This window comes from bacterium (assembly GCA_016716565.1).
Classification (GTDB): Bacteria; Bacteroidota; Ignavibacteria; order Ignavibacteriales; family Ignavibacteriaceae; genus IGN2.
This window is the reverse complement of record JADJWC010000002.1, coordinates 952,429-976,429: the sequence shown is the minus strand read 5'-3', so window position 1 is coordinate 976,429 and position 24,001 is coordinate 952,429. Positions and strand designations below refer to the sequence as shown.

At 36.0% G+C, this 24,001-nt stretch carries 16 protein-coding genes; 10 read left to right on the top strand and 6 right to left on the bottom strand.

The features are described 5' to 3' along the window. Positions 1–29 precede the first annotated feature (29 nt). The 7 genes from lpxB (at position 30) to IPM14_11170 (ending at position 13,756) form a co-directional block, all read left to right on the top strand. Entirely contained in the window at positions 30–1,151 is a 1,122-nt protein-coding gene (gene lpxB / locus IPM14_11200; protein MBK9098658.1) for a lipid-A-disaccharide synthase, read from the top strand. Beyond that, positions 1,141–1,803 carry a lysophospholipid acyltransferase family protein gene (locus IPM14_11195; GenBank protein ID MBK9098657.1) on the top strand — a complete coding sequence of 221 codons (663 nt, stop codon included), beginning with the start codon at positions 1,141–1,143 and terminating at the stop codon, positions 1,801–1,803. Before lpxB ends, IPM14_11195 begins: the two co-directional genes overlap by 11 nt. A 1-nt stretch (position 1,804) precedes the next feature. Next, entirely contained in the window at positions 1,805–2,842 is a 1,038-nt protein-coding gene (gene lpxK, locus IPM14_11190; GenBank protein ID MBK9098656.1) for a tetraacyldisaccharide 4'-kinase, read from the top strand. 56 nt (positions 2,843–2,898) lie between these two features. Further along, positions 2,899–5,619 (top strand): pyruvate, phosphate dikinase, encoded by a 2,721-nt coding sequence (locus IPM14_11185; protein MBK9098655.1) that lies wholly within the window; start codon positions 2,899–2,901, stop codon positions 5,617–5,619. 97 nt (positions 5,620–5,716) lie between these two features. Next, entirely contained in the window at positions 5,717–6,751 is a 1,035-nt protein-coding gene (gene queA / locus IPM14_11180; GenBank protein MBK9098654.1) for a tRNA preQ1(34) S-adenosylmethionine ribosyltransferase-isomerase QueA, read from the top strand. 15 nt (positions 6,752–6,766) lie between these two features. Beyond that, on the top strand, positions 6,767–7,450 hold the full coding sequence (gene ispD, locus IPM14_11175) for a 2-C-methyl-D-erythritol 4-phosphate cytidylyltransferase (protein ID MBK9098653.1): 684 nt from the start codon (positions 6,767–6,769) through the stop codon (positions 7,448–7,450). Positions 7,451–7,591: 141 nt separating this feature from the next. Continuing rightward, positions 7,592–13,756, top strand: coding sequence for a hypothetical protein (locus IPM14_11170; GenBank protein ID MBK9098652.1), 6,165 nt, complete (start codon positions 7,592–7,594; stop codon positions 13,754–13,756). A 57-nt stretch (positions 13,757–13,813) separates the two neighbouring features. Here IPM14_11170 and IPM14_11165 read toward each other — a convergent pair whose 3' ends face one another. The 6 genes from IPM14_11165 to IPM14_11140 all read right to left on the bottom strand — a co-directional run bounded on the left by IPM14_11165 (position 13,814) and on the right by IPM14_11140 (position 20,584). Next, a complete protein-coding gene (locus IPM14_11165) occupies positions 13,814–14,686 on the bottom strand; it encodes an EamA family transporter (GenBank protein MBK9098651.1) in 873 nt (290 codons plus the stop codon). A gap of 151 nt (positions 14,687–14,837) precedes the next feature. Then, positions 14,838–17,519, bottom strand: coding sequence for a PAS domain S-box protein (locus IPM14_11160; GenBank protein ID MBK9098650.1), 2,682 nt, complete (start codon positions 17,517–17,519; stop codon positions 14,838–14,840). Positions 17,520–17,786: 267 nt separating this feature from the next. After that, positions 17,787–18,533 carry a TerC family protein gene (locus tag IPM14_11155; protein ID MBK9098649.1) on the bottom strand — a complete coding sequence of 249 codons (747 nt, stop codon included), beginning with the start codon at positions 18,531–18,533 and terminating at the stop codon, positions 17,787–17,789. A 53-nt stretch (positions 18,534–18,586) separates the two neighbouring features. Next, the gene (gene ybaK, locus IPM14_11150; protein ID MBK9098648.1) at positions 18,587–19,060 is read right to left on the bottom strand and encodes a Cys-tRNA(Pro) deacylase; all 474 of its coding nucleotides are present in this window, start codon (positions 19,058–19,060) and stop codon (positions 18,587–18,589) included. After that, positions 19,057–19,836, bottom strand: coding sequence for an ATP-binding cassette domain-containing protein (locus IPM14_11145; protein MBK9098647.1), 780 nt, complete (start codon positions 19,834–19,836; stop codon positions 19,057–19,059). Before IPM14_11145 ends, ybaK begins: the two co-directional genes overlap by 4 nt. Then, positions 19,823–20,584 carry an ABC transporter ATP-binding protein gene (locus tag IPM14_11140; protein ID MBK9098646.1) on the bottom strand — a complete coding sequence of 254 codons (762 nt, stop codon included), beginning with the start codon at positions 20,582–20,584 and terminating at the stop codon, positions 19,823–19,825. The genes IPM14_11145 and IPM14_11140 overlap by 14 nt, the downstream gene beginning before the upstream one ends. A gap of 85 nt (positions 20,585–20,669) precedes the next feature. Between IPM14_11140 and IPM14_11135 the strand changes: the two genes are divergently transcribed. The 3 genes from IPM14_11135 to IPM14_11125 are packed head-to-tail and all read left to right on the top strand — an operon-like array spanning position 20,670 to position 23,941. Further along, a complete protein-coding gene (locus tag IPM14_11135) occupies positions 20,670–22,322 on the top strand; it encodes a hypothetical protein (protein MBK9098645.1) in 1,653 nt (550 codons plus the stop codon). Between the two features lie 9 nt (positions 22,323–22,331). Next, on the top strand, positions 22,332–23,318 hold the full coding sequence (locus tag IPM14_11130) for an ABC transporter permease (protein MBK9098644.1): 987 nt from the start codon (positions 22,332–22,334) through the stop codon (positions 23,316–23,318). Further along, positions 23,315–23,941: a hypothetical protein gene (locus tag IPM14_11125; protein ID MBK9098643.1), complete on the top strand. Its 627-nt coding sequence runs from the start codon at positions 23,315–23,317 to the stop codon at positions 23,939–23,941. The genes IPM14_11130 and IPM14_11125 overlap by 4 nt, the downstream gene beginning before the upstream one ends. Positions 23,942–24,001: the final 60 nt, after the last annotated feature.

Genomic DNA, 24,001 nt, shown 5'->3' with positions numbered 1-24,001 from the left:
TCGTGACTTCTGCAGTAAAAAATAAATTGATGATCATTACGGGTGAAGTATCCGGTGATTTGATTGGCGGCGCTTTGGTAAGGGAACTAAAATCTTCAAAACCTGATTTGATAATTACGGGTATTGGTGGGGAGAAAATGAAATCAGCAGGAATGGATTTAATATATCATACCAATCAGATGGCGTTTTTGGGATTTGTTGAAGTTGTAAAACATTTGCCTTTCATAAGAGAAGTCCAAAAGAAACTGATTGAAGTGATAAAAAAAGAAAACATCAGATGTGTGGTACTGATTGATTATCCTGGATTCAATCTAAGCATTGCAAAAAAACTAAAGCCTCTCGGAATAAAAATTATTTATTATGTCTCGCCTCAATTATGGGCGTGGGCAAAAGGTAGAGTAAAAAAAGTAAAACAACTGGTTGATAAGATGCTGGTTGTATTTCCTTTTGAAGTTGACTTTTACAAAAAAGAGAATGTAGATGTTGAATATGTTGGTCATCCGCTTGTTGAGAGAATAAGTCAATATAATTTTTTAAGCAGGGAGGAATTCTTTACAAAATTCAATCTGGATAAAGCAAAAGAAATTCTTCTGGTGATGCCTGGGAGCCGAAAGCAGGAAGTAAAGTCAATTTTCCCCGAGATTATCAAAGCAGCTAATAAGCTTGCAGCAGAATATAATTTGCAGGTCGTTGTTGCCCGATCAAAAAATATTGATGAAAAATTACTGCGTCATCTTGCTGATTCTGAAAATTTTGTCTCCATCGATGGCTATAATTATGAGTTGATGCAGTATTCACGTTTTGGTATAATCAAATCAGGGACATCGACACTTGAATCCGGGTATTTTGCTCTGCCGATGATCGTTGTATACAAAACAAGTTCGCTTACTTATCTGATTGGGAAGCAGCTGATAAAGCTTGACAGAATTGGAATGGTGAATATTTTACTGGATGAAATGGTTGTACCGGAATTGATTCAGAACGACGCAGATGCTGAAAATATTTTTGCTATCGCTTCAAAAATTTTATCAGATGGAAAAACTTATCTGGCAGTAAAACAAAAACTCGGATTGGTAAAAGAGAAACTGGGCGGTGATGGTGCATCAAAAAAAGCCGCCGGTAAAATTTTGGAAATACTGAATGAGTATTAAAAAATCAAAGCAGGGGATACTTAGGTTTTTGGGCGATCATTTTCTTTACTTTGCAGTAACGGCATTATGTAAAAGTCTGGAAATTGAAAAAGCGAATTTAAAAGTGATTGAAGAACTGAAAATAAAAAATCAAAACTTTGTACTCGCATTCTGGCATGGAACAATGATCCTTCCGTGGTATTTGCATGGTGCGAATGATTTTGCCGCATTGACAAGCAAAAGTAAAGATGGTGATCTTCTCGCAAAGATTTTAAAGAAGTGGAAATACCAGGTTGTCCGAGGTTCAAGCAGCACTGGAGGTGATGTAGCACTTGGAATTATGGTTGACTATGCAAAAAATCAGTATTCGATTGCAATCACTCCTGATGGACCGCGCGGACCAAAACAACAATTTAAAGCCGGAGCTATTATTACAGCTAAAAAATCAGGAATACCTTTAATATTGGCCGGAGTGGGATTTAAAAAGAAAAAAGCTTTGAATAACTGGGACAGATTTGAAATACCGCACTTCTTCACCAAAGCAAAGATTATTTATTCAGAACCAATTTATGTTGATAATAATCTATCGTATGAAGAAACTTCGGCAATCATCTCAAAGTGTGATGAAGAGTTGAACCGTCTCCAACAGTCAGCGCAGGATTTTACTAATTAGTATGAATTTGCTAAAGATCATATTATATCCTTTGATACCCGTATACGCATTTGTAATATGGCTGAGGAATTTTCTGTTCGATAAAAATATTTTTAAAAGCCGTACGGTGAATGCAAAAGTTTATTCTGTAGGCAATATATCTTTCGGTGGTTCCGGTAAGACACCCGTAACTATTTACCTTACAAGTTTGTTGAAGCTTGGAGGGAAAAAAGTCGGAGTTTTAAGCCGGGGTTACGGGAGGAAATCATCAGGGTATATTCTTGTTTCTGATGGTAAGAAATTTTTATCGACCGTAGATAAAGCAGGTGATGAAATCTATCATACTGCTTTAGACTGCTCAGTTCCGGCTGCAGTTTCTGAAAATCGAGTCAAAGGTGCGGAAAGATTAATAAATGATACCGGAGTAAATACAATCGTACTTGATGATGCATTCCAGCATCGCTGGATAAAGAGAGATGTTGATATTCTGGTTATTGATCAACGCCTTTTGACGGAAAATCATTTTTTCATAAATAACTTGCTTCCAACAGGAATAATGAGGGAATCATTCTCATCAATAGGAAGAGCAGATGTTGTTATCATCAACCGGAAGTTTATGGAAAAGAAGGATATCCCTGACCATCACCAAAGACACTTTGAGGATAAGAGAATATTTACCGGTTACTACAAGGCAATTAGTTTTTTCGATTTAAAACACAATACTGAACTTAGCCTCGAAGAATTCCAGGGGCAGAAAAGCCTCGTAGTATCCGGAATCGCAACTCCGTTCTCTTTCCTGAATATTTTGAAGCAGACAAAAGTTGATACACAAAATAAACTGATTTTCAAGGATCATAAAAGATATAATTATAATGATGTTCAGAGAATACGACAGTTGTTTTATTCAACAAATTCGCACTCTGTCGTTACAACTGAAAAGGATGCAGTAAAATTGACCAGATTTTCACGTGAGATGGACGACATCGACATATATTATTTAAAAATAAAATTTGCCCTTGATGATGAAGATGCCTTTAAAGGCTTTATCTTTGGGGTCTAAAATTTTTCTATTTAGCACATATTTCAAAAAATAATCTAATTTCGGAGGAAATATAAATGCCCAGAAAATATGTATACTTTTTCGGAGGAAAACGCGCCGAAGGAAAAGCTGAGATGAAATCACTACTTGGCGGTAAAGGTGCCAACCTTGCTGAGATGGTTAATATTAAATTACCGGTTCCTGCCGGTTTCACAATTACAACTGAAGTTTGTACCTACTACTACGATAACAACAAAAAATATCCAAAAGAATTAAAAGCTCAGGTTCTTTCCGCTTTAAGTAAAGTTGAAAAAGAAATGGGAGCAAAATTCGGTGATGCAGAAAATCCATTGCTTCTTTCTGTTAGAAGCGGTGCTCGAGCTTCAATGCCGGGAATGATGGACACAATCCTCAATCTTGGATTGAATGATGTCACAGTTCAGGGATTGATAAGAAAGACAAACAATCCTCGATTTGCTTATGACTCATACAGAAGATTTGTTCAAATGTACGGCGATGTCGTTCTCGGATTAAAACCAGTTGATAAACACGACGAAGATCCGTTTGAAGTTATTCTTGATAAGAAAAAACATCAGCACGGATTCAGACTTGATACTGAACTTACTGCAGATCATTTAAAAGAATTGGTCGAAGAATTTAAAGCAGCAATCAGAGAAAGAACCGGACATGATTTTCCAGATAATCCGATGGACCAGCTTTGGGGTGCGGTCGGTGCAGTATTTGGCTCATGGATGAATGAAAGAGCAATTGTATATCGTAAGCTCAATAACATTCCCGCAGATTGGGGAACAGCTGTAAATGTGCAATCAATGGTCTTTGGAAATATGGGTGAAGATTCCGGGACTGGTGTTGCATTCACACGTGATCCTGCTTCAGGTGAAAATGTTTTTTACGGTGAGTATTTATTCAACGCTCAGGGAGAAGATGTTGTCGCAGGAACAAGAACACCTCATCCAATTTCTGAATTGAAAAAAGAAGATCCTAAAATTTATAAACAGCTTGATGACATCAGAAAAATACTTGAGAAGCATTACAAAGAAATGATGGACATCGAATTCACAATTCAACAGGGAAAACTCTGGATGCTTCAGTGCCGAGTTGGAAAACGGACCGGATTTGCTGCTATCAAAATGGCAGTCGATATGGTGAAGGAAAAATTAATTTCCAAAGAAGATGCGATCAGCAGAATAGAGCCCAACCAGTTGAATCAATTATTAAGACCAATCTTCGATCAGAATGAAAAGAATAAAGCAATATCAGCGGGAAGTTTACTTGCTAAAGGTTTGAATGCTGGTCCTGGCGCCGCTTCCGGTAAAGTTGCTCTCAGTGCACAAGATGCAGAAGAGATGGCAGCAAAGGGTGACAAAGTAATTCTCGTAAGAATTGAAACTTCGCCCGAAGATATTAAAGGAATGAATGCTTCAGAAGGAATCTTGACTGCTCGTGGCGGAATGACTTCTCACGCTGCACTTGTTGCACGACAAATGGGTAAAGTTTGCGTTGCAGGCTGTGGTGCTCTCAAAATAAATTATAAGGAGAGAACGATCGGGGTTGAAGGAAAGAACGATGTGATTCGTGAGGGTGATTACATTTCAATTGATGGAACAACAGGTGAAGTTATAAAAGGAAAACTTGAAACAAAACCATCGGAAGTGATTCAAGTGCTTATTTCACAAACAATGCAGGCAAAAGAATCGTCAGTGTATCAGACATACTCAAGCCTGATGAAATGGGCTGATGAAATAAGAAGATTAAAAGTAAGAACCAATGCCGATCAACCAGATCAGTCAAGCAATGCAATTGCATTTGGTGCAGAAGGAATTGGTCTTTGCAGAACAGAGCATATGTTCTTTGGCGGCGACAGAATAACATCTGTAAGGAAGATGATTGTATCTGATACTCTTGAAGATAGAAAATCAGCACTAGCCGAACTTCTGCCTTTACAAAGAGAAGACTTTGAAGGAATATTTGAGGTGATGAAAGGAAGACCTGTTACAATCAGAACACTTGATCCACCGCTGCACGAATTCCTTCCGCATTCAGAAAAAGAAATTGCTGAGCTTGCAAGTGAACTTGGAATTGATCAATCAAAACTAAAAGCAAAAATAGAAAGCTTGCACGAATTCAATCCAATGCTTGGATTCAGAGGATGCAGACTCGGAGTTGTTTATCCTGAAATTACAGAAATGCAGGCACGAGCAATTATCGAAGCTGCCGTGAATATTTCGATGAAAGGAATTCCTGTTAAACCTGAAATAATGATTCCACTTGTTGGTCACGTTAAAGAATTCATTCTTCAGGAAGAAATTGTAAGGCGTGTTGCTAAAGAAGTAATGAACGAAAAAGGAAAGAAGATCAGTTACTTAGTTGGAACTATGATTGAACTTCCTCGCGCTGCTTTAACTGCTGATGAAATTGCAAGCAGAGCAGAGTTCTTCAGCTATGGTACGAACGATTTAACTCAGACAACATTCGGATTATCAAGAGACGATGCCGGTAAGTTTTTACCGCTTTATGTGCAGAATGAAATTTTACCGACTGATCCCTTTGAAGCTCTCGATCAGACTGGCGTTGGTCAGCTTGTTGAAATGGGAACAAAAAAGGGAAGATCAGTTCGTAAGGATTTAAAAGTTGGAATTTGCGGTGAGCATGGTGGTGAACCATCTTCGGTTGAATTCTGTCACAGAACAGGGCTCGATTACGTAAGTTGTTCTCCATTCAGAGTTCCAATTGCGAGACTTGCTGCTGCCGTGCTGTTATTAATGAAAAGAAGTTGAAGAAATCAGCTTCAAAGAATAAAAGTAAAAAATAAATTATTGGCGGATGCTTTATTGTCATCCGCTTTTTAAAAATAATTTCGAAGGACGAAAAATGATGAAGTTATCAGATTTCAGTTATGTTCTACCCAAAACCTCAATTGCTAAATATCCTGTTTCACCAAGAGATAAGTCAAAACTTCTTGTGGTTAACAGAGAAACGCAGGAGTTAGAGTCAAAACGGTTTACAAGTGTTGTTGACTATATGTCTAAAGGTGACGTACTCGTTGTAAATGAAACACGGGTTTTCCAGGCAAGGTTGTATGGAAAGAAAGAAAAAACCAACGCAAAGATTGAAGTGTTTCTTTTAAGAGAGCTTAATTCCGAAGAAGCGATCTGGGATGTGATTGTTGATCCGGCAAGAAAAGTGAGAATCGGAAACAAAATTTATTTCAATGATAAGCTCTGGTGTGAAGTAATTGATAATACAACATCACGAGGACGAACGATCAGGTTCAACCAGGCAGGAAATATTTTTAAAGCTGTGGAAAAAATTGGACTCACTCCGCTTCCGCCTTACATTAAAAGAGAAGCGGAACCATCTGACAAAGAAGATTACCAGACAATATTTGCAAGAGTTGATGGTGCTGTTGCTGCTCCTACCGCAGGACTTCATTTTACAAAACAGCTTTTGCAAAAAGCTCATAAAAAAGGAGTGATAATTGTTCCTGTAGTCCTTCATATTGGATTGGGAACTTTCCGGCCGGTTGAAGTTGAAGATTTGACAAAACATAAAATGGATTCCGAGTTCTTTGAAATTCCTGCAAAGTCAGCTGAAGTTATTAATCACGCAATGCATCAAAAGCATAATATTTTCGTTGTTGGAACAAGCACCTGTCGTGCACTTGAAACAAGTACAACTGCAGATGGATTTGTAAAGCCAAACCGCGGCTGGACAGACAAATTTATTTTTCCTCCGTATGAGTTTAAAATTACAAACAAACTAATTACAAACTTTCACGTTCCGGAATCAACACTATTAATGCTTGTTTGTGCACTTGCAGGAACTGATTTGACTATGAAAGCTTATAAAAAAGCTCTTAAAGAAAAATATCGCTTCCTCAGTTACGGCGATGCAATGCTTATACTGTAACCAAAAGGTTACCAGATGAAAACTTATGCAATAATTCCTGCTGGCGGAAAGGGTAAGCGAAGCGGAACAGAAACTCCGAAGCAGTACCTCAAATTCCACGGAAAGGAATTGATTGCATATACTCTTGAAGTTTTCCAGAAAAGTAATCTTGTTGATGAAATAATTATATCTGCAGAACAGCCGTACTTTACACTTCTGAATAAAATTATAAAGGATTATAATCTCACGAAAATTTCACAACTGGTTGAAGGCGGAGAAGAAAGACAGGATTCAGTTTACAATGCACTGAAAGCAATTAAAGCAGATGATGATGCTCTAATTGCCGTACACGATGCTGCGCGACCTTTACTTCCCGATAATATTCTAACCAATGCGATAAAAACTGCAAAAGATAAGGGAAATGCGCTTGTCTGCCTGAAAGCAAGAGATACTTTGCTTAAAGGTGATCAGTTCGTAAAAGAGTATGTTGACAGAACAGAAATGTATTACGTGCAGACACCGCAGATTTTTAAGTACGGGGATTTAATTAAAGCAATGAAAAAAGCATACGAAAAGAATTTTATTGGAACCGATGAATCAATGCTTGTAAAAGAACTTGGCATTGATATCAATATTGTTGAAGGCTCAATGCTCAACTTTAAAGTTACAACAGCGACAGATATTGAGATGTTTGAGAAACTGACAACTCATAATCAATAATTGATTCTTCCCGCCAAATCTGTCTCATTTCACTTTTCTTATCTTTAAATTTCTCCTATCAAAAAAATAATTTAAGGAACCTATTTGTTCCCTGACAGTAAAACTACCAGTTAAAATAATTGAATTGGGAGTTTTATAATTATGAAAAATTTAAGGGTAATTGCAATGAAACATAAATATCATCTTTTGCTTCTCCTTCCATTTGCATTTTTATTTTTATCATTTTCAAACCTGATTCCCGGAATAAACATTTTTGATATTGATTCGGATAATGAGTTTTCATATCAATTCAAAGATGATTACAAAGCTGCCTGGAAAACAGTTGATTCATTAGAACAACAGGGACTTACTCGCTCTGCTCTTGAAGTAGTTGAGGAAATTTACAAAGCAGCGAAGAAAGACAACAATCAGCCGCAGTTTATCAAATCTGTTTTTTACAAGTTGAAATATGGCAACTACATAGAGGAAGACAGTCACGTTAAGATTGTTAATGATGTAAAAGCTGAAATTGATTCAGCTTCATTTCCTGCAAATGCAATTCTTAAATCCATTCTTGCAAATATTTACTGGCAGTATTATCAGAACAACAGATGGAGATTTCAGCAAAGAACCGAAACTGTGAATTTTGATAATGAAAACTTTCAAACGTGGGATTTATCAAGACTTATCAAAGAAATCACAAAATATTTCCACGCTTCACTTGAGGAAAGCGATAAGCTGAAGAAAATTCCACTCAAAGAGTTTGAAGATATTCTTGTTTATGGAACGACCGAACATTCTTATCTCCGTCCGACATTGTACGATCTTCTTGCACATCAGGCTATTGCTTTTTTTGTGAATGATGAGGCATCAGTAACTCAACCTGTTTACAAGTTTGAATTAAAGAGTGAAGATGATTTTTCACCCGCAGAAGATTTCGTAGAAATTGTTTATTCAACCAAAGATTCGTTGTCACTAAAGTTTTATGCAATTCAGCTTTACCAGCAATTAATAGAATTTCATCTTGAGGATAAAGAAAAAGATGCATTGATAGATGTTGATCTTGCAAGACTGAATTTTGTGAGAAGTCAAACTGTTAATTCAATAAAGGATAGTTTGTATCTCAATGCGATTGTTGAAATGGAAAAGCAATTCAAGGATGTTCCATACTCTTCTCTCATTTCATTCAACATTGCACAATATCATTATAACGAAGGGTTAAAGTACGATTCAAACGGTTCGGATAATTACAAATGGAAAATTAAAAAAGCTCTTGAGATTTGCAATTCAACCATTGAAAAGTATCCTGATACTTTTGGTGCCGGGGAATGCGGATGGCTTCAGAATGCGATACTTCAAAAAAGTTTGAGTGTCCAGACTGAATATGGAAACATTCCTGATGAGCCGTTCCGTTCTTTAATTACTTATAAAAATGTTAACAAGATTTATTTGCGCATACTCCCCTGGACAGAGTCATTAGATCAAACAAAAAATAAACTTGATGCGCAAAAGCTTTATCAACGATATGCATCACAGAAACCAATTCAGGAATGGTCAGTTGATCTTCCGGATGATAAAGATTATCAAAGTCACAGTGTTGAAATAAAAATGCCTTCGTTGTCTGTTGGTCAATATCTGATTCTTGTCGGGACCGATGCTGAATTCACTTATGTAAAAAACGCAGTTGGTTACAGCAGAACATGGATTACAAATATCAGCTACATCAGGAAAAATGAAAAAAATAATAATGAACATTTTTATGTTCTCAATCGGAAATCGAGCGATCCAATTGCGAATGTTAAATATGAATTTTATGGGCAACGTTATGAACCTGATGATAGGGAATATAAATTCTTTCTTATTAAAAGCGGATTTACTGATGAGCAGGGATCAATTATTCTGAATAAAACTACAGCTAGTTATAACAGCTTTAAAGTAATCTTCATTCATAAAAAAGACAAATTCGAGTCGCAGAATTTTTATTCTTATTCCTACCAGGAAAGAACCGAAAAACGAAACACAACTTTCTTTTATCTTGACAGAGCAATTTACCGTCCCGGACAAATTGTTTACTTCAAAGGCTTGATGATTAATACCGATGGGAAAAAAGATCATAAAGTTGTTACGAACCAAACCACGACAGTTACTTTCTTCGATGCCAACTATCAGAAAATCGCTGATGCAACATTCACTACAAATGAATACGGAACGTTCAACGGAAAGTTTACAATTCCGTTTGGAAAGATTGGCGGACAATACCGCATACAAAATGAAAATGGTTCTCAGTATTTCAGAGTAGAAGAATACAAACGACCAAAGTTTGAAGTGAAGTTTGACCCGGTAAAAGGAAGTTATTCTTTAAATGATAAAGTAACAGTTGAAGGTTTTGCAAAAACTTATTCCGGTGCAAACCTGAATGATGTTGATGTTAAATACAGAGTTGTGCGCACAGTTTACTTTCCGTATTATGATTTCAGATGGAGATGGTATTACAACTGGTTCTGGGGAAGATATAACGAAATGGAAATCACGAATGGAGTTACAACCACAGATAAAGAAGGAAAATTCAAAGTCGAGTTTGATTTGATTCCCGATCTTTCAATGCCGAAAGAAACCAAACCGGTCTTCAGCTACACTGTTTATGCGGATGTAATTGATGTGACGGGAGAAACTCATTCTGCGCAGACTTATGTGAGTGCAGGTTATGTTGCATTGGTTGCAAACATTATTCTTCCTGAAATTATCAACTCTTATAAAATTGATAGATACCAAGTTTCAACCACAAACCTGAACGGACAGTTTGAACCGGCACCGATTTCGATTGAAGTTTATCGTTTGAAAAATCCCGAAAGAATTTTCAGGAGCAGGCTCTGGACGAAACCTGATAAATTTCTGATGACAAAAGATGAATTCTATCAGAACTTTCAGCACGATGTTTATGATGAAGAGAATGAATACTTCAACTGGGAAAAAGAACGGAAAGAATTCACGACAAGTTTTACAACAGTTGACAGCTCGTTTATATCTTTCAAGGATTTACCTGAATGGCAGGCTGGAAAGTATGTCCTGATTCTGAAAACAAAAGACAAAAACGGAACTCCGGTTGAACTTACAAGATATTTCACTTTATTCGATCCAGAATCTGATAAAACTCCTTTGAACGAATCAAGCTGGGTTTATATGAATGAAAGAAGTTATGAGCCCGGAGAAACTGTAACTCTTTACATTGGTTCGGCAGAAAAAAATGTTAAAGCACTTTTCGAGTTGGAATACGATGGAAAGATTATCAGAAAAGAATGGATTGAACTTGATAATGAACAGAAGAAAATTGAAATTTTGGTTAAAGAAGAGTATCGCGGAAATCTTGTAGTTCATATTTCATCAATCGTAAATAATGAACCTAATATAATTACAAAAGTTATTACAGTTCCGTGGACGAACAAGCAATTAAAAATTTCATTCGAAACTTTCCGAAACAAACTTCTTCCAGGATCAAATGAAGAATGGAAGCTGAAAATATCAGGACCAAATGGAGATGCAGTCGCAGCAGAACTTCTTGCTTCAATGTATGATGCTTCTCTCGATGTTTTCGCAGCAAATTACTGGAACTTTAATATTTATTCCTCCTTTTATTCAAGATATAACTGGACGACTGATAATAATTTTAAAAGCATTAGTTCGTCCTTTTATGATGAAGGCTGGAACCAATATGTGAACAGACCATATATGTATTTACCGTACATCAACAACTTTGGTTTTTATTTTTATGGTTACGGATATGCTAATGGCAGATATGATATGATGCCAACGAGAAGCATTGGTGATATTACATCACTGCAATCTGGAGTGGTAATGGAAAAGGAAGGTAATGCCACAATTAATATAAGGGGGGGCAGACAAGATGAAGTGAGCTATTACATTGATGGAGGCGTGAAAGAGAAGAAAGAATCACAAACTCAAGTCCAAAAACCTAATGACTTTGAAGGAATTCCTGTCAGAAAAAATCTTAATGAAACTGCTTTCTTCTATCCTGAATTAAGAACGAATGAAAGAGGTGAAATAATAATTTCTTTCACAGTTCCTGAAGCATTGACAAGATGGAAATTTATGGGATTTGCTCTCACAAAAGATTTGAAGAATGCAATAGTTTACAATGAAACTGTGACGCAGAAAGATTTGATGATAATGCCGAATCCCCCGAGATTTTTAAGAGAAGGAGATGAAATTTATTTCACTGCAAAGGTCAGCAATCTTTCCGATAGTTCAATTACAGGTTCAGCAACTCTGCAGTTGTTTGATGCATTCACAATGAAACCTGTCGACGCACTTTTTGAAAATACTGATAATATAAAATCTTTCTCTGCAGAAAAAGGAATGAGCGAAGGATTAAGCTGGAGACTTAAAGTTCCTCTCGGCAAAGTTGATGCGATTGTTTACAGAGTTATTGCAACTTCCGGAAAACATTCTGACGGTGAAGAGAATGCGCTTCCGATTTTGATTAATAGAATGCTTGTTACAGAAACTCTTCCGCTTCCTGTAAGAGGAAACCAGACGAAGACTTTCATTCTTAAAAAACTGATGGAAAATAAATCCACAACTTTGCAGAATTATAATCTCACACTTGAGTTCACTGCTAATCCTGCGTGGTATGCAATTCAGGCATTGCCGTATATGATGGAATATCCGTACGAATGTATCGAGCAGGTGTTCAATAGATTTTATGCAAACAGCATCGCGACTCATATTGCAAACTCAAGTCCGAAAATCAAAAAAGTTTTTGAGAGCTGGAAGGAAGTTGATAAAGATGCACTTCTCTCTAATCTTGAAAAGAACCAGGAGTTGAAGTATGCATTGCTTGAAGAAACTCCGTGGGTTCTCGATGCACAGGATGAAAGTGAAAGAAAGAGAAGAGTCGGATTATTATTTGACTTAGTAAAAATGGCTGGTGAACTTGAACGAGCAGAAATGAAAATTCAGGAAATGCAGTATTCAAACGGCGGATGGCCATGGTTCCCGGGACTTCCTGAAAACCGTTTCATCACTCAATATATTGTTGTTGGAATGGGACATCTTGAAAGACTAGGAATAAAAGACATTCGGGAAAATCCTACAACCTGGCAAATGCTTCAGAGAGCTGTCGTTTACACTGATATCAGAATGTATGAAGATTATGAATGGATAAAGAAGCACGGAATCCTTGATAAGAAAAATATCGGTTACATCCAGGCACAATATCTTTATGGAAGAAGTTACTATCTCGATATTCCTGTCGATGACAAATACAAAGAAGCATTCGATTACTGGAAGGGTCAGGCACAGAAATACTGGCTGAGCAACAATAAGTATATGCAGGGAATGATTGCACTTACTCTTTACAGAATGTATGATGCGAAGACAGCGAAAGCGATTATCAAATCGATTATTGAGAACTCGGTGTTCAATGATGAAATGGGAATGTATTTCAAAGAAGAATGGGGATGGTGGTGGTATCAGGCTCCGATTGAAACTCAGGCATTGCTGATTGAAGCAGTTGATGAAATTGTGAAAGATCAAAAGTCTGTTGATGATATGAAAGTCTGGCTGCTGAAACAGAAACAAGTTCAGGATTGGAAAACAACCAAAGCAACTGCTGAAGCTTGCTATGCACTTCTGTTGAGAGGAAGCGATTGGCTTGCTGATACAAAATTACCTGACATAACGATTGGTGGTGAGAAGTTTGATCTTCTGAACAATCCTGAAATTCATATCGAGGCCGGAACGGGATATTTCAAAACTTCCTGGAAGGGTGAAGAAATAAAACCTGAAATGGGAGAAGTAACTGTAACCAACAATAACAATGTTGTTGCCTGGGGTTCACTCTACTGGCAGTATTACGAACAGCTTGATAAAATTACTCCTGCTGAAACTCCGTTGAAGATAAAGAAGCAGTTATTCCTAGAACTGGATTCACCAACAGGAAAGAAAATTACTCCGGTTGATGAAAACACAAAGCTGAAACCGGGAGATCTGGTGAAAGTTAGAATTGAAATCCGTGTTGACCGCGATATAGAATTCGTTCATATGAAAGATATGCGTGCGGCAGGATTTGAACCGATAAATGTTCTCTCTCAGCACAAATACCAGGATGGTTTATATTATTATGAAAACACACGAGATGCTGCAACAAACTTCTTTATGGATTGGCTGCCGAAAGGAACTTATGTGTTTGAGTATCCGCTGCGTGTAACATTCAAAGGAGATTTCTCAAACGGAATTACAACAATCCAGTGTATGTACGCACCTGAATTCGCAAGTCATTCTGAAGGTGTGAGGGTAAAGGTTCAGTAAATTATTTTTAATTATCATTCAACCCTCTTCATCGAAAGGTGGAGAGGGTTTTTTTATTTAGTGTGCTTTCTTCAGCATTAGAAAATTACCAAACGTTATTAAGGCAACACCAAGCAATGCGAACAAAGTCCAGGTGTAATCTTCAAAAAATGTTGAAAGCAAAAGAGCGATGATTGGAAAGACTAATGTTACGTAAGCAGCTCTGTCCGCTCCGATTTTACCAAGCAAAGTTAAGTAGCTATAGAAAGCAATTATAGAACCGAATACTGCCAGATAAATTAATGAGCTGATATACTTAAATGATGCATCAAAACTTAAAGGTGTATTAGTAATAAAAACCAGGAGAAGCATTAACAAGGCTCCATAAAACATTCCATAAGCATTTGTCTGCACAACAGGTAATTTATTTCTTTGGTTATATGCTGAAATTATATTTCCGAGTGAAGCAGCTATAACACTTAGGAAAGAAAGTAACAGCCCTAATGATTTATCGCTGGAGAAATTAAAACCTAAAAGTTCATCCTTAAAAACCAAAATAATCCCGGTAAAGCCAATTAGAGCACTGCCCAAAACATTCAAGCGAATTTTAGATTTTAGAAATACGAAACCATTGAAAATATTTAAGAAAATAATTGTTGTGAATATAACCGCAACAAGTCCGCTTTCAAGATGAACCTCTGCGAGGTAAACCAGCCAGTAGTTTATTCCAAATAGAAATACTCCCTGAAGTGCCATAAACAAATGCTGCTTTGCATTATACTTTAAATTCAATTTAATCATACTGCAGTAAACAAAAAGAATTATTGCAGCGAGTAAAAAACGGTAAAAGACCGAAACTAACGGATCAACAACACCAAGCTGAAAAGTTATTGCAAGCCAGGTTGAGCCCCAGATAAATGCAGGGATGATATACAGAATTAAATTTTTCATAAATGCTTCTGCTTTTTACTTCTTTTATTTTTCTTGTGCAAACCTGATATTCAGCTTGTTGCGCGTCGTCACATTTTTAATCCTTAGGAAAGGAGTTTAAAAAGATATAGGAAGTATTTGTCGCAGTTGGAGATAACCTGTTCAGTAGAAATTAATCGGATTTATCTACAAAAATCTGACGGAGAATTTCAAAAAGTTTTACGCGTGTAAATGGTTTGGAAATATAATGTGAGAATCCTGCCTTTAGAAATGATTCTCTATCACCGAGCATTGCAAATGCTGTGATTGCGATGATTGGAATTTTAGAATTATTTCTGCCGAGTTTTTTAATTTCTAGCATGGCTTCTGTTCCGCTAATTCCTTTCAATGCTATGTCCATCAGGATGACATCATAATCTTTAGTTTTACAATATTCAATTCCTCTTTGACCATCTAGGACATGATCAATATTAAAGTATGGTTTTAAATAAGCACAAACTATCTGTGCATTAATTTCATCATCCTCAACCAGAAGCATAGAAGGTTTAAAATTTAAGTTTAAACTGTCTTCATTGATATGAATCTCATCTTCAAAAACTTTTTGTTGTGTTTGTTGTGATAGGGGAAGCTTTATTGTAAATGTAGATCCCTGACCAACTTTACTGCTTAATGAAAGCGTTCCATTGATTAGCTCGACAAATTTTTTAGTTAATGTTAATCCTAGTCCTGTCCCACCAAAATTTCTGGAAAGACCTTCGCTAGCCTGTCTGAAAGGTTCAAATATTTGTTCATAATATTTCTCGGGGATTCCAATTCCGGTATCGGCAATATCTATTTTAGCCAATTGATTATTTTTTTCTAATTCAACACTTATAGTAACTCCGCCTGAAGATGTAAATTTAAGTGCATTGTTGAGCAGGTTATTAAATATTTTATTCAATAAGTGATTATCTGAGTCTACATAAATATTATCATCAGGGACATTCAGTTTGATGTATAGATTTTTATTCTTGGCAACCGATTGGAAGAGAGAGCAAGTTTCTTGTAATATAGATTTTAATTCACAAGTTTTTATATCAAGATGATTTTGATTTGATTCAATTCGTGAAAGATCAAGTATTGAATTAAGTGTCTCTACAAGCTGCTGACCACTTTGCAGAATTGTATCTGCCATTTCTTTGAAATCATTTTCTTGGAGTTCATTTGCGAGGATATCAGCGTATCCGAGTATCCCAACAAGCGGTGTTCGAAGTTCGTGACTCATATTAGCAAGAAAACTTGATTTGAGCCGGTTTGATTCTTCAGCCATTTCTTTTGCCTGCCTGAGTTCAACTTCTTTTATTTTTCTTTCTGTAATATCTTCTTTAATTGCAACAAAGTGATTGACATTTCCTTGTTCATCGAATAAAGGAGAAATAGAAGCAGATTCCCAGTAATAACTTCCGTCTTTTCTTTTATTCTTAAATTCACCGTACCAATTTTTACCTCCAGTTATTGTTCTCCAAAGATCTTTATAATATTCATCGCTATGCTCATCCGATTTTAATATTTTAGGATTTTTCCCGAGTACCTCTTCCGAAGTGTAACCGGTGACTTCACTGAATTTTGGATTTACGTACTCAATATTACCGGCGCGATCAGTGATTACAACCGAAACAGGACTTTGTTCAATTGCTTTGTTTAATTTCTTTATGTTTCTTTCAGCAAGTACTCTTTCATTAATATCGTGTATTACTGAGAACAGAAAATTTCTCCCCTCAATCACTATCGGACTTGTAAATACTTCGACAAACCGAGAACTTCCATCCGCCAATTTATGCTGGCCGATAAATTGATTTATCTCAAAGTCCATTGCTTTCTTGACTACTGATTTTAATTCTTCGTGTGGACGGTTTGAAATATCTGATAAATGTAATTTTTTCAGCGTTTCCAGCGTATAGCCATAAAAATCTGCAGCTGCCTTGTTTGCCTCAATTATAATTTGTGTTTCGGGATCAACTATCATCATCATTGAATATGCATTTTCAAAAAGAGAGCTGTACTTCATCTGACTATAATGCAATTCTTTGTGAACTTTCTTCATCTCGCTGATATCTATGATTGTTCCTCTGAAACCGATGGGTATCTCGTTTTGAAGGATTGGCGAGATCAGTACAATAGCCGTGAATGATGATCCATCTTTTTTGAAAAGCGTATATTCCGTATTCATCATCCTTCCACCAGACACCATTTTAGAAAAGTTTTCTTGTGCAATATGATTCTGTGAAGGTGAGACAAAGTCGAAGATATTAATTGTGCTTAGATCTGTATCATATGGATATTGAAAAGTATCATAAGCAATTTTATTGCAATACAAAAGACGGCCGCTAAGATCAATTTCAAAAATTATTTGTGGTAGCAGTTCGGCAAGATCGCGGAACCGCTGCTCACTTTTAATGAGATTATCTTCTGCTAATTTTTTACTGGTCACATCATATGCAGTAACCACACGCGCATTTTTGTATAAACCAGAGTCAATTTGGTGTGAATAAACTTCAACGAAAAAAATCGAACCATCTTTTCTTTTATGTCGCCAGTACCCCGTTATTCTGGTGTTATTATTATTATCCTTGAACATCTTCCTTAACTTTTCGATATCCTCATCAGGACGAATATCTTCGACTGACATTGAAAGAAATTCATCTTTTGTGTATCCATACATTTTGATTGCTGCTGGATTGACATCTAAAAATTTTAGTGTTTTTGTGTCGTAAATAAGCATTGGAACAGGATTTAAGCTGAAGAATAAATCATAGCCGGTATCTATTTTAGCTTGATTTGATATTTTTTGGATTGGTTCATCGATTGCTTGCATTTTCTTTCCACTATTAATTCTAATTGAGCAGAAATTATCCAATATTCAGACCAGAAAATATTTGTAAAATTAAAGGCTGTTTTTGAATATTCATATTTGTTAGTACACAACAATTGAGAATTGCTCTCAATAATGAAAAAGAAATGTCAATTCAATGATAATTGTCGATAGGTGCAGTCTTATTTAAAGTCAAGTATTTAGTGGGTTGCTTAAAGCTAATTTAACAAGCGAGTTAACAATAGCTTATCCTCAAATATGAATTTTTTATCAATTTTCCTTTGCAAACCTGTTCCTCAACTCAACGGGATTTCTTCTTTTACTTTTCATTTTCAGATTAAGCATTTCAACAAACACCGAGAATGCCATTGCAAAATAGATATAGCCTTTTGGGATGTGTTGTTCAAGTCCTTCTGCAATTAATGAAACACCTATTAATAATAGAAAAGCAAGTGCAAGCATTTTAACAGTTGGATGTTTCTCTACAAAATCGCTTATTCCTTTCGCTGAAACCATCATTACTCCGACAGCTATCACAACTGCAAGAATCATTATCATGATATTGTTAGCCATTCCGACAGCCGTAATGACTGAGTCGAGTGAAAATACAATATCCAGCAGTATTATTTGCGTGATTACACTTGCAAAAGATTTCGCAACCTTTGCAGACCTGTGACCTTCTTCTCCTTCCAGCTTGTCGTGAATTTCAAATGTGCTTTTTGCGATCAGGAATAATCCGCCGCCAATTAATATCAAATCTCTTCCACTGATTTCCTGACTCATAACCGTAAAGAGAGGCAGTGTTAATTTCATTATCCAAACGATTGAGAAAAGCAGTAGAATTCTTGTGATCATCGCAAGTGCCAGACCTGTCAGTCTTGCCTTACTCTGCTGTTCTTTCGGCAGTTTGCCTGACAGTATTGAAATAAAAATTATATTATCGATGCCGAGAACGATTTCCAGAACTGTTAAAGTTAACAGTGCAATCAATGACTCAGGTTGTGTAATCCATTCCAAGGTTGTATTCCGTTTTTGTTAATTATGCTTTTTAGAAAAATAATAAACATATTTCAAATTAAATCCGAGAATTGGCCTTTCACGATTTTTTTAAGATCATCTGGCTTAATCATGATCTGCATCCCTCTGATGCCAGCACTAATTGAGATCTCTTCAAATAGCTGTGCCGTCTCATCAATGAAAGTTGGATAATACTTTTTCATACCAATTGGTGAACAACCGCCTTTTATGTAACCGGTTAGCGGAAGTAATTCTTTTTCTTTTATCATTTCGATTTTTTTATCACCGCATGCAACGGCAGCTTTTTTCAGATTTAATTCTTCTGTTACAGGAATGCAGAAAACATTAATCCCGGTTTTCTCTCCTCTTGTCACGAGAGTTTTAAAAACTTTTTCCGGTTCAACTCCAATTTTATTTGCAACGGTAATTCCGCTTAAATCACTTTCATCAACATCGTAAGCCAAAGTTGAATGTGGAATGCTGCCGGATTCGAGCAATCGGACTGCGTTAGTTTTTTGAGATTTCAATTTTTACTTAAGGATTTAATTTCTTCGTAGGTGAGTTCTAATGATTCGGCCGATAAAAGAAATTTTGTATAAATTTTTTGCGGATTATTGAAAACTTCTTTTGTAATTCCGCTCTCTACAATTTCACCATCCTTTATGATGATAACTCTGTTTGCAAGATTTCTGAGAATTCTTAAATCGTGACTGATACAGATCATAGTTAGATCAAATTCTTTATTCAGATATTTAAAAAGTTTAACAAGATTTAGCTGCGACTCAACATCCTGCGCAGAAAATGGTTCATCAAGAATAAGTAAAACAGGCTTTACTGCAAGCAATCTGGCTAAGGCTGCTCTTTGCTGTTCACCACCGCTAAGTTCCATTCCTCTTCGTTCATACAATCCTTTTGAGAATCCTACAGAACTAAGAACTTTTTCTCGTTCGATTTGCAGATTACTCTTATCAATTCCGGAAATGATTAAAGCTTCGTCGATTACATTCTGGATTTTCCTAAAAGGATTTAACACCTCGCCATGATTTTGAAACAGAATTTGAATCGGACTGCTTTTTCTTTTCACTGATTCTGAATTTAAAGTAACTTTTCCATTGTCAGGTTTGATTAGTCTAGCAATAACTTTTGCAAGAGTTGATTTTCCTCCACCGGATTCGCCACATATTCCCAAAATTTCTCCGACTTCAACTTCAAAAGAAACATTTTGAAGAATATCGAACTGTTTCTTCGATTCCTCTTTTACAGTCACGGAGTAAGAAATATTTTCAACTTTAAGCAGAGACATTGTCCAACTCTTTGAATGATTCAATAAAGTTTTTTACTTTTTCATCCGGTGAGTTCATCAATTCAGACGGAGTAAAAAATTTTGAGAGATTACCTTCGGATAAATATGCAATAAAATCAGATGACTTAATTGCAAAGTTAATATCCTGAGTAACTACCAAAACGGATTTATCATTATCACGAACAAAGTTTTTCAATTTTAACAAGATAAGATTCATAACAGCATAATCTACCCCTGATGTCGGTTCATCGAGAATCAGAAGATCGGGATTTGCGAGAAGGGCAAGAACAATCAAAAGTCTTTGTGCCATTCCGCCGCTCAGTTCATAAGGGTAAAGCGCGGATAATTTTTTATATGAAGGCAGTGAAAAATATATCAGCAGCTCTTCGATTTTGAGAGGACTTACATTTGTAAGCTCAAAGTAATATTTGATTTTCTTCAACGGATCGAGACTGTTCGCCGCATCCTGAAAAACGTAACGGATTTTATTCTTTCTAATTTCCCTTAAACTCTCTTCTGTTGTCTCCAGTAAATTTGTTGTACCAAATAAAACATTGCCATTAATTTCATAAAGATTATCCGGCAGGAGAGAAGTTAGAGATTTAATGAGGGTTGATTTGCCGGAGCCATTCTTACCGAGGATAGAATAGATTTCACCTTTGGTAATATCAAACTTTATGTTCTTTAGGACAAGTTGATTTTTATCTTCAACACGAAGTACCACAGAGTCAATGTCTGCACTTAACATTAGCTGCAAATGTTTGTTTTTCTTTTACTCAACAAAATAATAAATTGACAGGAGAAATTACTATTAGTAATACACAATCCATTAAATGAACAATAAAACTTTAAATCTGCTTCTTTCCTTAATATTCTTCCTGTTAATATCGTGCAGTTCAGATCATTCCACAAATGATAACCGGATTGTAATTGGAATTTCTTCGGATGTTCAGTCTTTTAATTCTTTGTTTGCATTCAGTTATGAAGAAACTGTTATTGCTGACCTGCTATATCCGGGCTTGTCGGATTTTCAGTGGAATGCCGACCGTGGTGAATTAGAGACTCATCCGATGATAGCAAAAAGCTGGCAATGGTCAGTAGACTCTTCTTCAATAAAATTTATTTTAAGAGATGATGTTAAATGGAGCGATGGGAAGAAACTCACTTCTGAAGACATAGTTTTTTCTTATGATATCTATTCGGATCCGAATGTTCAAAGCCGCTTTATGGGGACGTTTGATCAGTTTTTTTTAGAGGAAGATGGTCACATTGATGTTCAGAAATCATTTAAAATAATTTCTGAATATGAATTGGAATTTCTTTTCCCTCTTGGATCAACTCCGGATTTATTTGAAATAGTTGTTCCCATTATTCCGAAACACATTTTTGAGAATATCGGACGAGACGAAATCGGAACTCACGAAAGTAGTTTTAACCCGGTTTCATGCGGAGCTTTCAAATTGAAAGATTGGGAAAGGAATCAGACAATAAAACTCGAAGCTGACAGTAATTCTTTCTTGTTTCAACAAGGTCAGATATCAGAGCTTGTGTTCAAAATTATTCCTGATTACACCTCGAGAATATTACAATTAAAAAAGGGAGATATTGATTTAGCAGAACAAATCAAAGTTGAAGATATCCCGGGGCTTTCTGTTCTCGAAAATCTTTCCGTTAAAAATATTGTCGGTCGGGAATATGATTACATCGGCTGGAACAACATAGATGTTAATAAATTCGAAAAAGGAATGTTGAAACCGAATAAACTTTTTGGAAGCAGGAACATCCGCAAAGCTCTTTCTATGGCAGTTAACAGGAAAGAAATTCTGGATGAATATCTACTGGGTCAGGGAATGCTCGCTGCAACTCCGGTCTCTCCGATATTTAAATCCTCGTTTAATGCAGATGTAAAACCATATGATTATAATCCCGAAGAAGCAAAACGACTTTTAGCGGCTGAAGGATGGAAGGATGGAAACAAAAACGGAATACTTGAAAAAGGTAATACTGAATTTAAATTTACACTTTATTACCCGGTTGGAAATCCATTGCGTGAATATGCAGCAGTCATTATTAAAAATAATTTGAAAGCTGTTGGAATTGAATTGACCACCGAAAAAATGGAACTTGGAGCTTTCATAGATAATCTTTATGAAAAAAAATTGGACGCATGGATAGCTGGTTTTGGCGTTCCCATTCCTCTTGATTTAAAACCTTACTGGTATTCTGATCCAAACACCGGCTTTCTGAATTTTTCAAGTTATAATAATGATGAAGTTGATAATATTCTGGATCAGTTGGAAACAGACATCACCGATGAAATAAAAAATGAAAAGTTTAAAAAGTTCCAGGAAATAATTCACTATGATGAGCCTGTTACTTTTCTTTACTGGACACCTAACATTATCGTTTACAATAAAAAAATTACGAACCTGAAAATCACTCCATATGGGGTATTGGTTCACTGCTGGGAATGGAAGATTAACTAACTTGCATCTATGAAATCAGGAATCTTGAAGACAATTTTGCTTCGTTTCTTTTCCTCACTATTGACACTTTTTCTGCTTATAAGTTTTCTATTTGTATTAATCAGATTATCACCGGGCAATCCAACCGATAAATATATCTCGGCTAAACTCGGGAGTGAATTATCAGATAAAATTTTCGAAAAATTCTCACTTAATCAGCCGATTGCGGATCAATACTTTGCATTTGTTACAAATGTATTCAAGGGTGATTTAGGGATTTCTTATAATTACAGGCAGCCAGTCTTCGAAATCATTTGGGAGTATTTTTCATTTACACTTGTGTTTGCAATTACAAGTATTATCCTGCAGATAGGGATGAGTATCTGGCTTTCTGTGTGGGTTATAAAATGGCGGAGTAAGCTGCTCGACAATTTCATTTCCAACTCAGCAATTCTTGTTTATTCGATCCCGGCTTTTGTTTTAGGTGTTGCATTAATTTACATTTTTTCAGTTGAATGGAATTTGTTTCCTATTTCCGGTTTGCATTCACTTGACTTTGAAAACTTTTCTTTCTTTGGAAAGGTGATTGACACATTACATCATCTGTTTTTACCATTGATTACTCTTACAGCTGCCGGCGTTGCTATGTTCTATAAGTATACAAAGGACAGCATGGATGAAGTACTCAGTCAGACATTCATAACTAATCTTGTTTCCTCTGGACTGGAAAGCAACTCAATCTTAAAGAAACACGTTATCCCGAATTCATTGAGGCCAATAATCTCGGTTGCGGGTGTAGAATTGGGAATACTTCTTGGAGGGACATTAATAACAGAAGTAATATTCAGTCTCCCTGGTATGGGAAGATTGACAATCGATTCAATTCTTTCCAGAGATTATCCATTAGTAATTGGCTGTGTATTTACTGCAGGTGCTGTGATGATTATTGCAAATTTTCTAGCGGATATTTTTAAACTGAAGCTCGACAAAAGATTGCTTAAAGGAATTCTCAATTGAAATTAAATCTGAAAATATTTCACTGGATAATTTTTCTTTGGCTTTTGTTAGTAATCTTTCGCTTTGAATTGATACTCGATTATTACTCACTTTTATTTGGTTACTCAACATTACTTTTTTCTGATTTTTCATCCGCTCTTACGATCTTAACTTATCGATTTACTGATGCGATGTTATCTTCTGTAGTATTGATTTTACTATTTGTCCTTACTTTAATTTATAAAAATAAGTTATCATTTCTTCAGCAAAGGATAAATTTATCGTTTGCATTTCTGATTCTACTTTGCTTTGTTTTCATTTTTGCCCCCATAATCGCAGACGAAAATCCGGAATACTCTGGGAAGCTTTCAGTTGCGAAGCTTCTGCCGCCTATAAGCTCGTTGAAACAATTAGAATTAAGAAGCAGTGAATCATTAATCGGAGCGGAAAAGTTCGTTTCAGAATCTGAAAAAATAATTAAACCATCATACAACGATAAAATTATTCTCGCCGACAGCGTAAATCAGACAAATAAAGTAACGTATTTTCAGAAAAATATTTTTAATGAAATAGAAATAGAAAAGCTGGCTATGATAAATGATAAGATCGATGTGAAAGAAAAAATTTTATCTGCTCGGCACTGATGAATTCGGGAGAGATTTATTTTCTCGCCTGATATACGGAACAAGGATTTCAATTTCAGT

Excerpts from the sequence above, each read along its gene's own strand:
- lpxB (MBK9098658.1), top strand. The coding sequence starts at position 30 with ATGATCATTACGGGTGAAGTATCCGGTGATTTGATTGGCGGCGCTTTG.
- IPM14_11195 (MBK9098657.1), top strand. The coding sequence starts at position 1,141 with ATGAGTATTAAAAAATCAAAGCAGGGGATACTTAGGTTTTTGGGCGAT.
- lpxK (MBK9098656.1), top strand. The coding sequence starts at position 1,805 with ATGAATTTGCTAAAGATCATATTATATCCTTTGATACCCGTATACGCA.
- IPM14_11185 (MBK9098655.1), top strand. The coding sequence starts at position 2,899 with ATGCCCAGAAAATATGTATACTTTTTCGGAGGAAAACGCGCCGAAGGA.
- queA (MBK9098654.1), top strand. The coding sequence starts at position 5,717 with ATGAAGTTATCAGATTTCAGTTATGTTCTACCCAAAACCTCAATTGCT.
- ispD (MBK9098653.1), top strand. The coding sequence starts at position 6,767 with ATGAAAACTTATGCAATAATTCCTGCTGGCGGAAAGGGTAAGCGAAGC.
- IPM14_11170 (MBK9098652.1), top strand. The coding sequence starts at position 7,592 with ATGAAAAATTTAAGGGTAATTGCAATGAAACATAAATATCATCTTTTG.
- IPM14_11165 (MBK9098651.1), bottom strand. The coding sequence starts at position 14,686 with ATGAAAAATTTAATTCTGTATATCATCCCTGCATTTATCTGGGGCTCA.
- IPM14_11160 (MBK9098650.1), bottom strand. The coding sequence starts at position 17,519 with ATGCAAGCAATCGATGAACCAATCCAAAAAATATCAAATCAAGCTAAA.
- IPM14_11145 (MBK9098647.1), bottom strand. The coding sequence starts at position 19,836 with ATGTCTCTGCTTAAAGTTGAAAATATTTCTTACTCCGTGACTGTAAAA.
- IPM14_11140 (MBK9098646.1), bottom strand. The coding sequence starts at position 20,584 with ATGTTAAGTGCAGACATTGACTCTGTGGTACTTCGTGTTGAAGATAAA.
- IPM14_11135 (MBK9098645.1), top strand. The coding sequence starts at position 20,670 with ATGAACAATAAAACTTTAAATCTGCTTCTTTCCTTAATATTCTTCCTG.
- IPM14_11130 (MBK9098644.1), top strand. The coding sequence starts at position 22,332 with ATGAAATCAGGAATCTTGAAGACAATTTTGCTTCGTTTCTTTTCCTCA.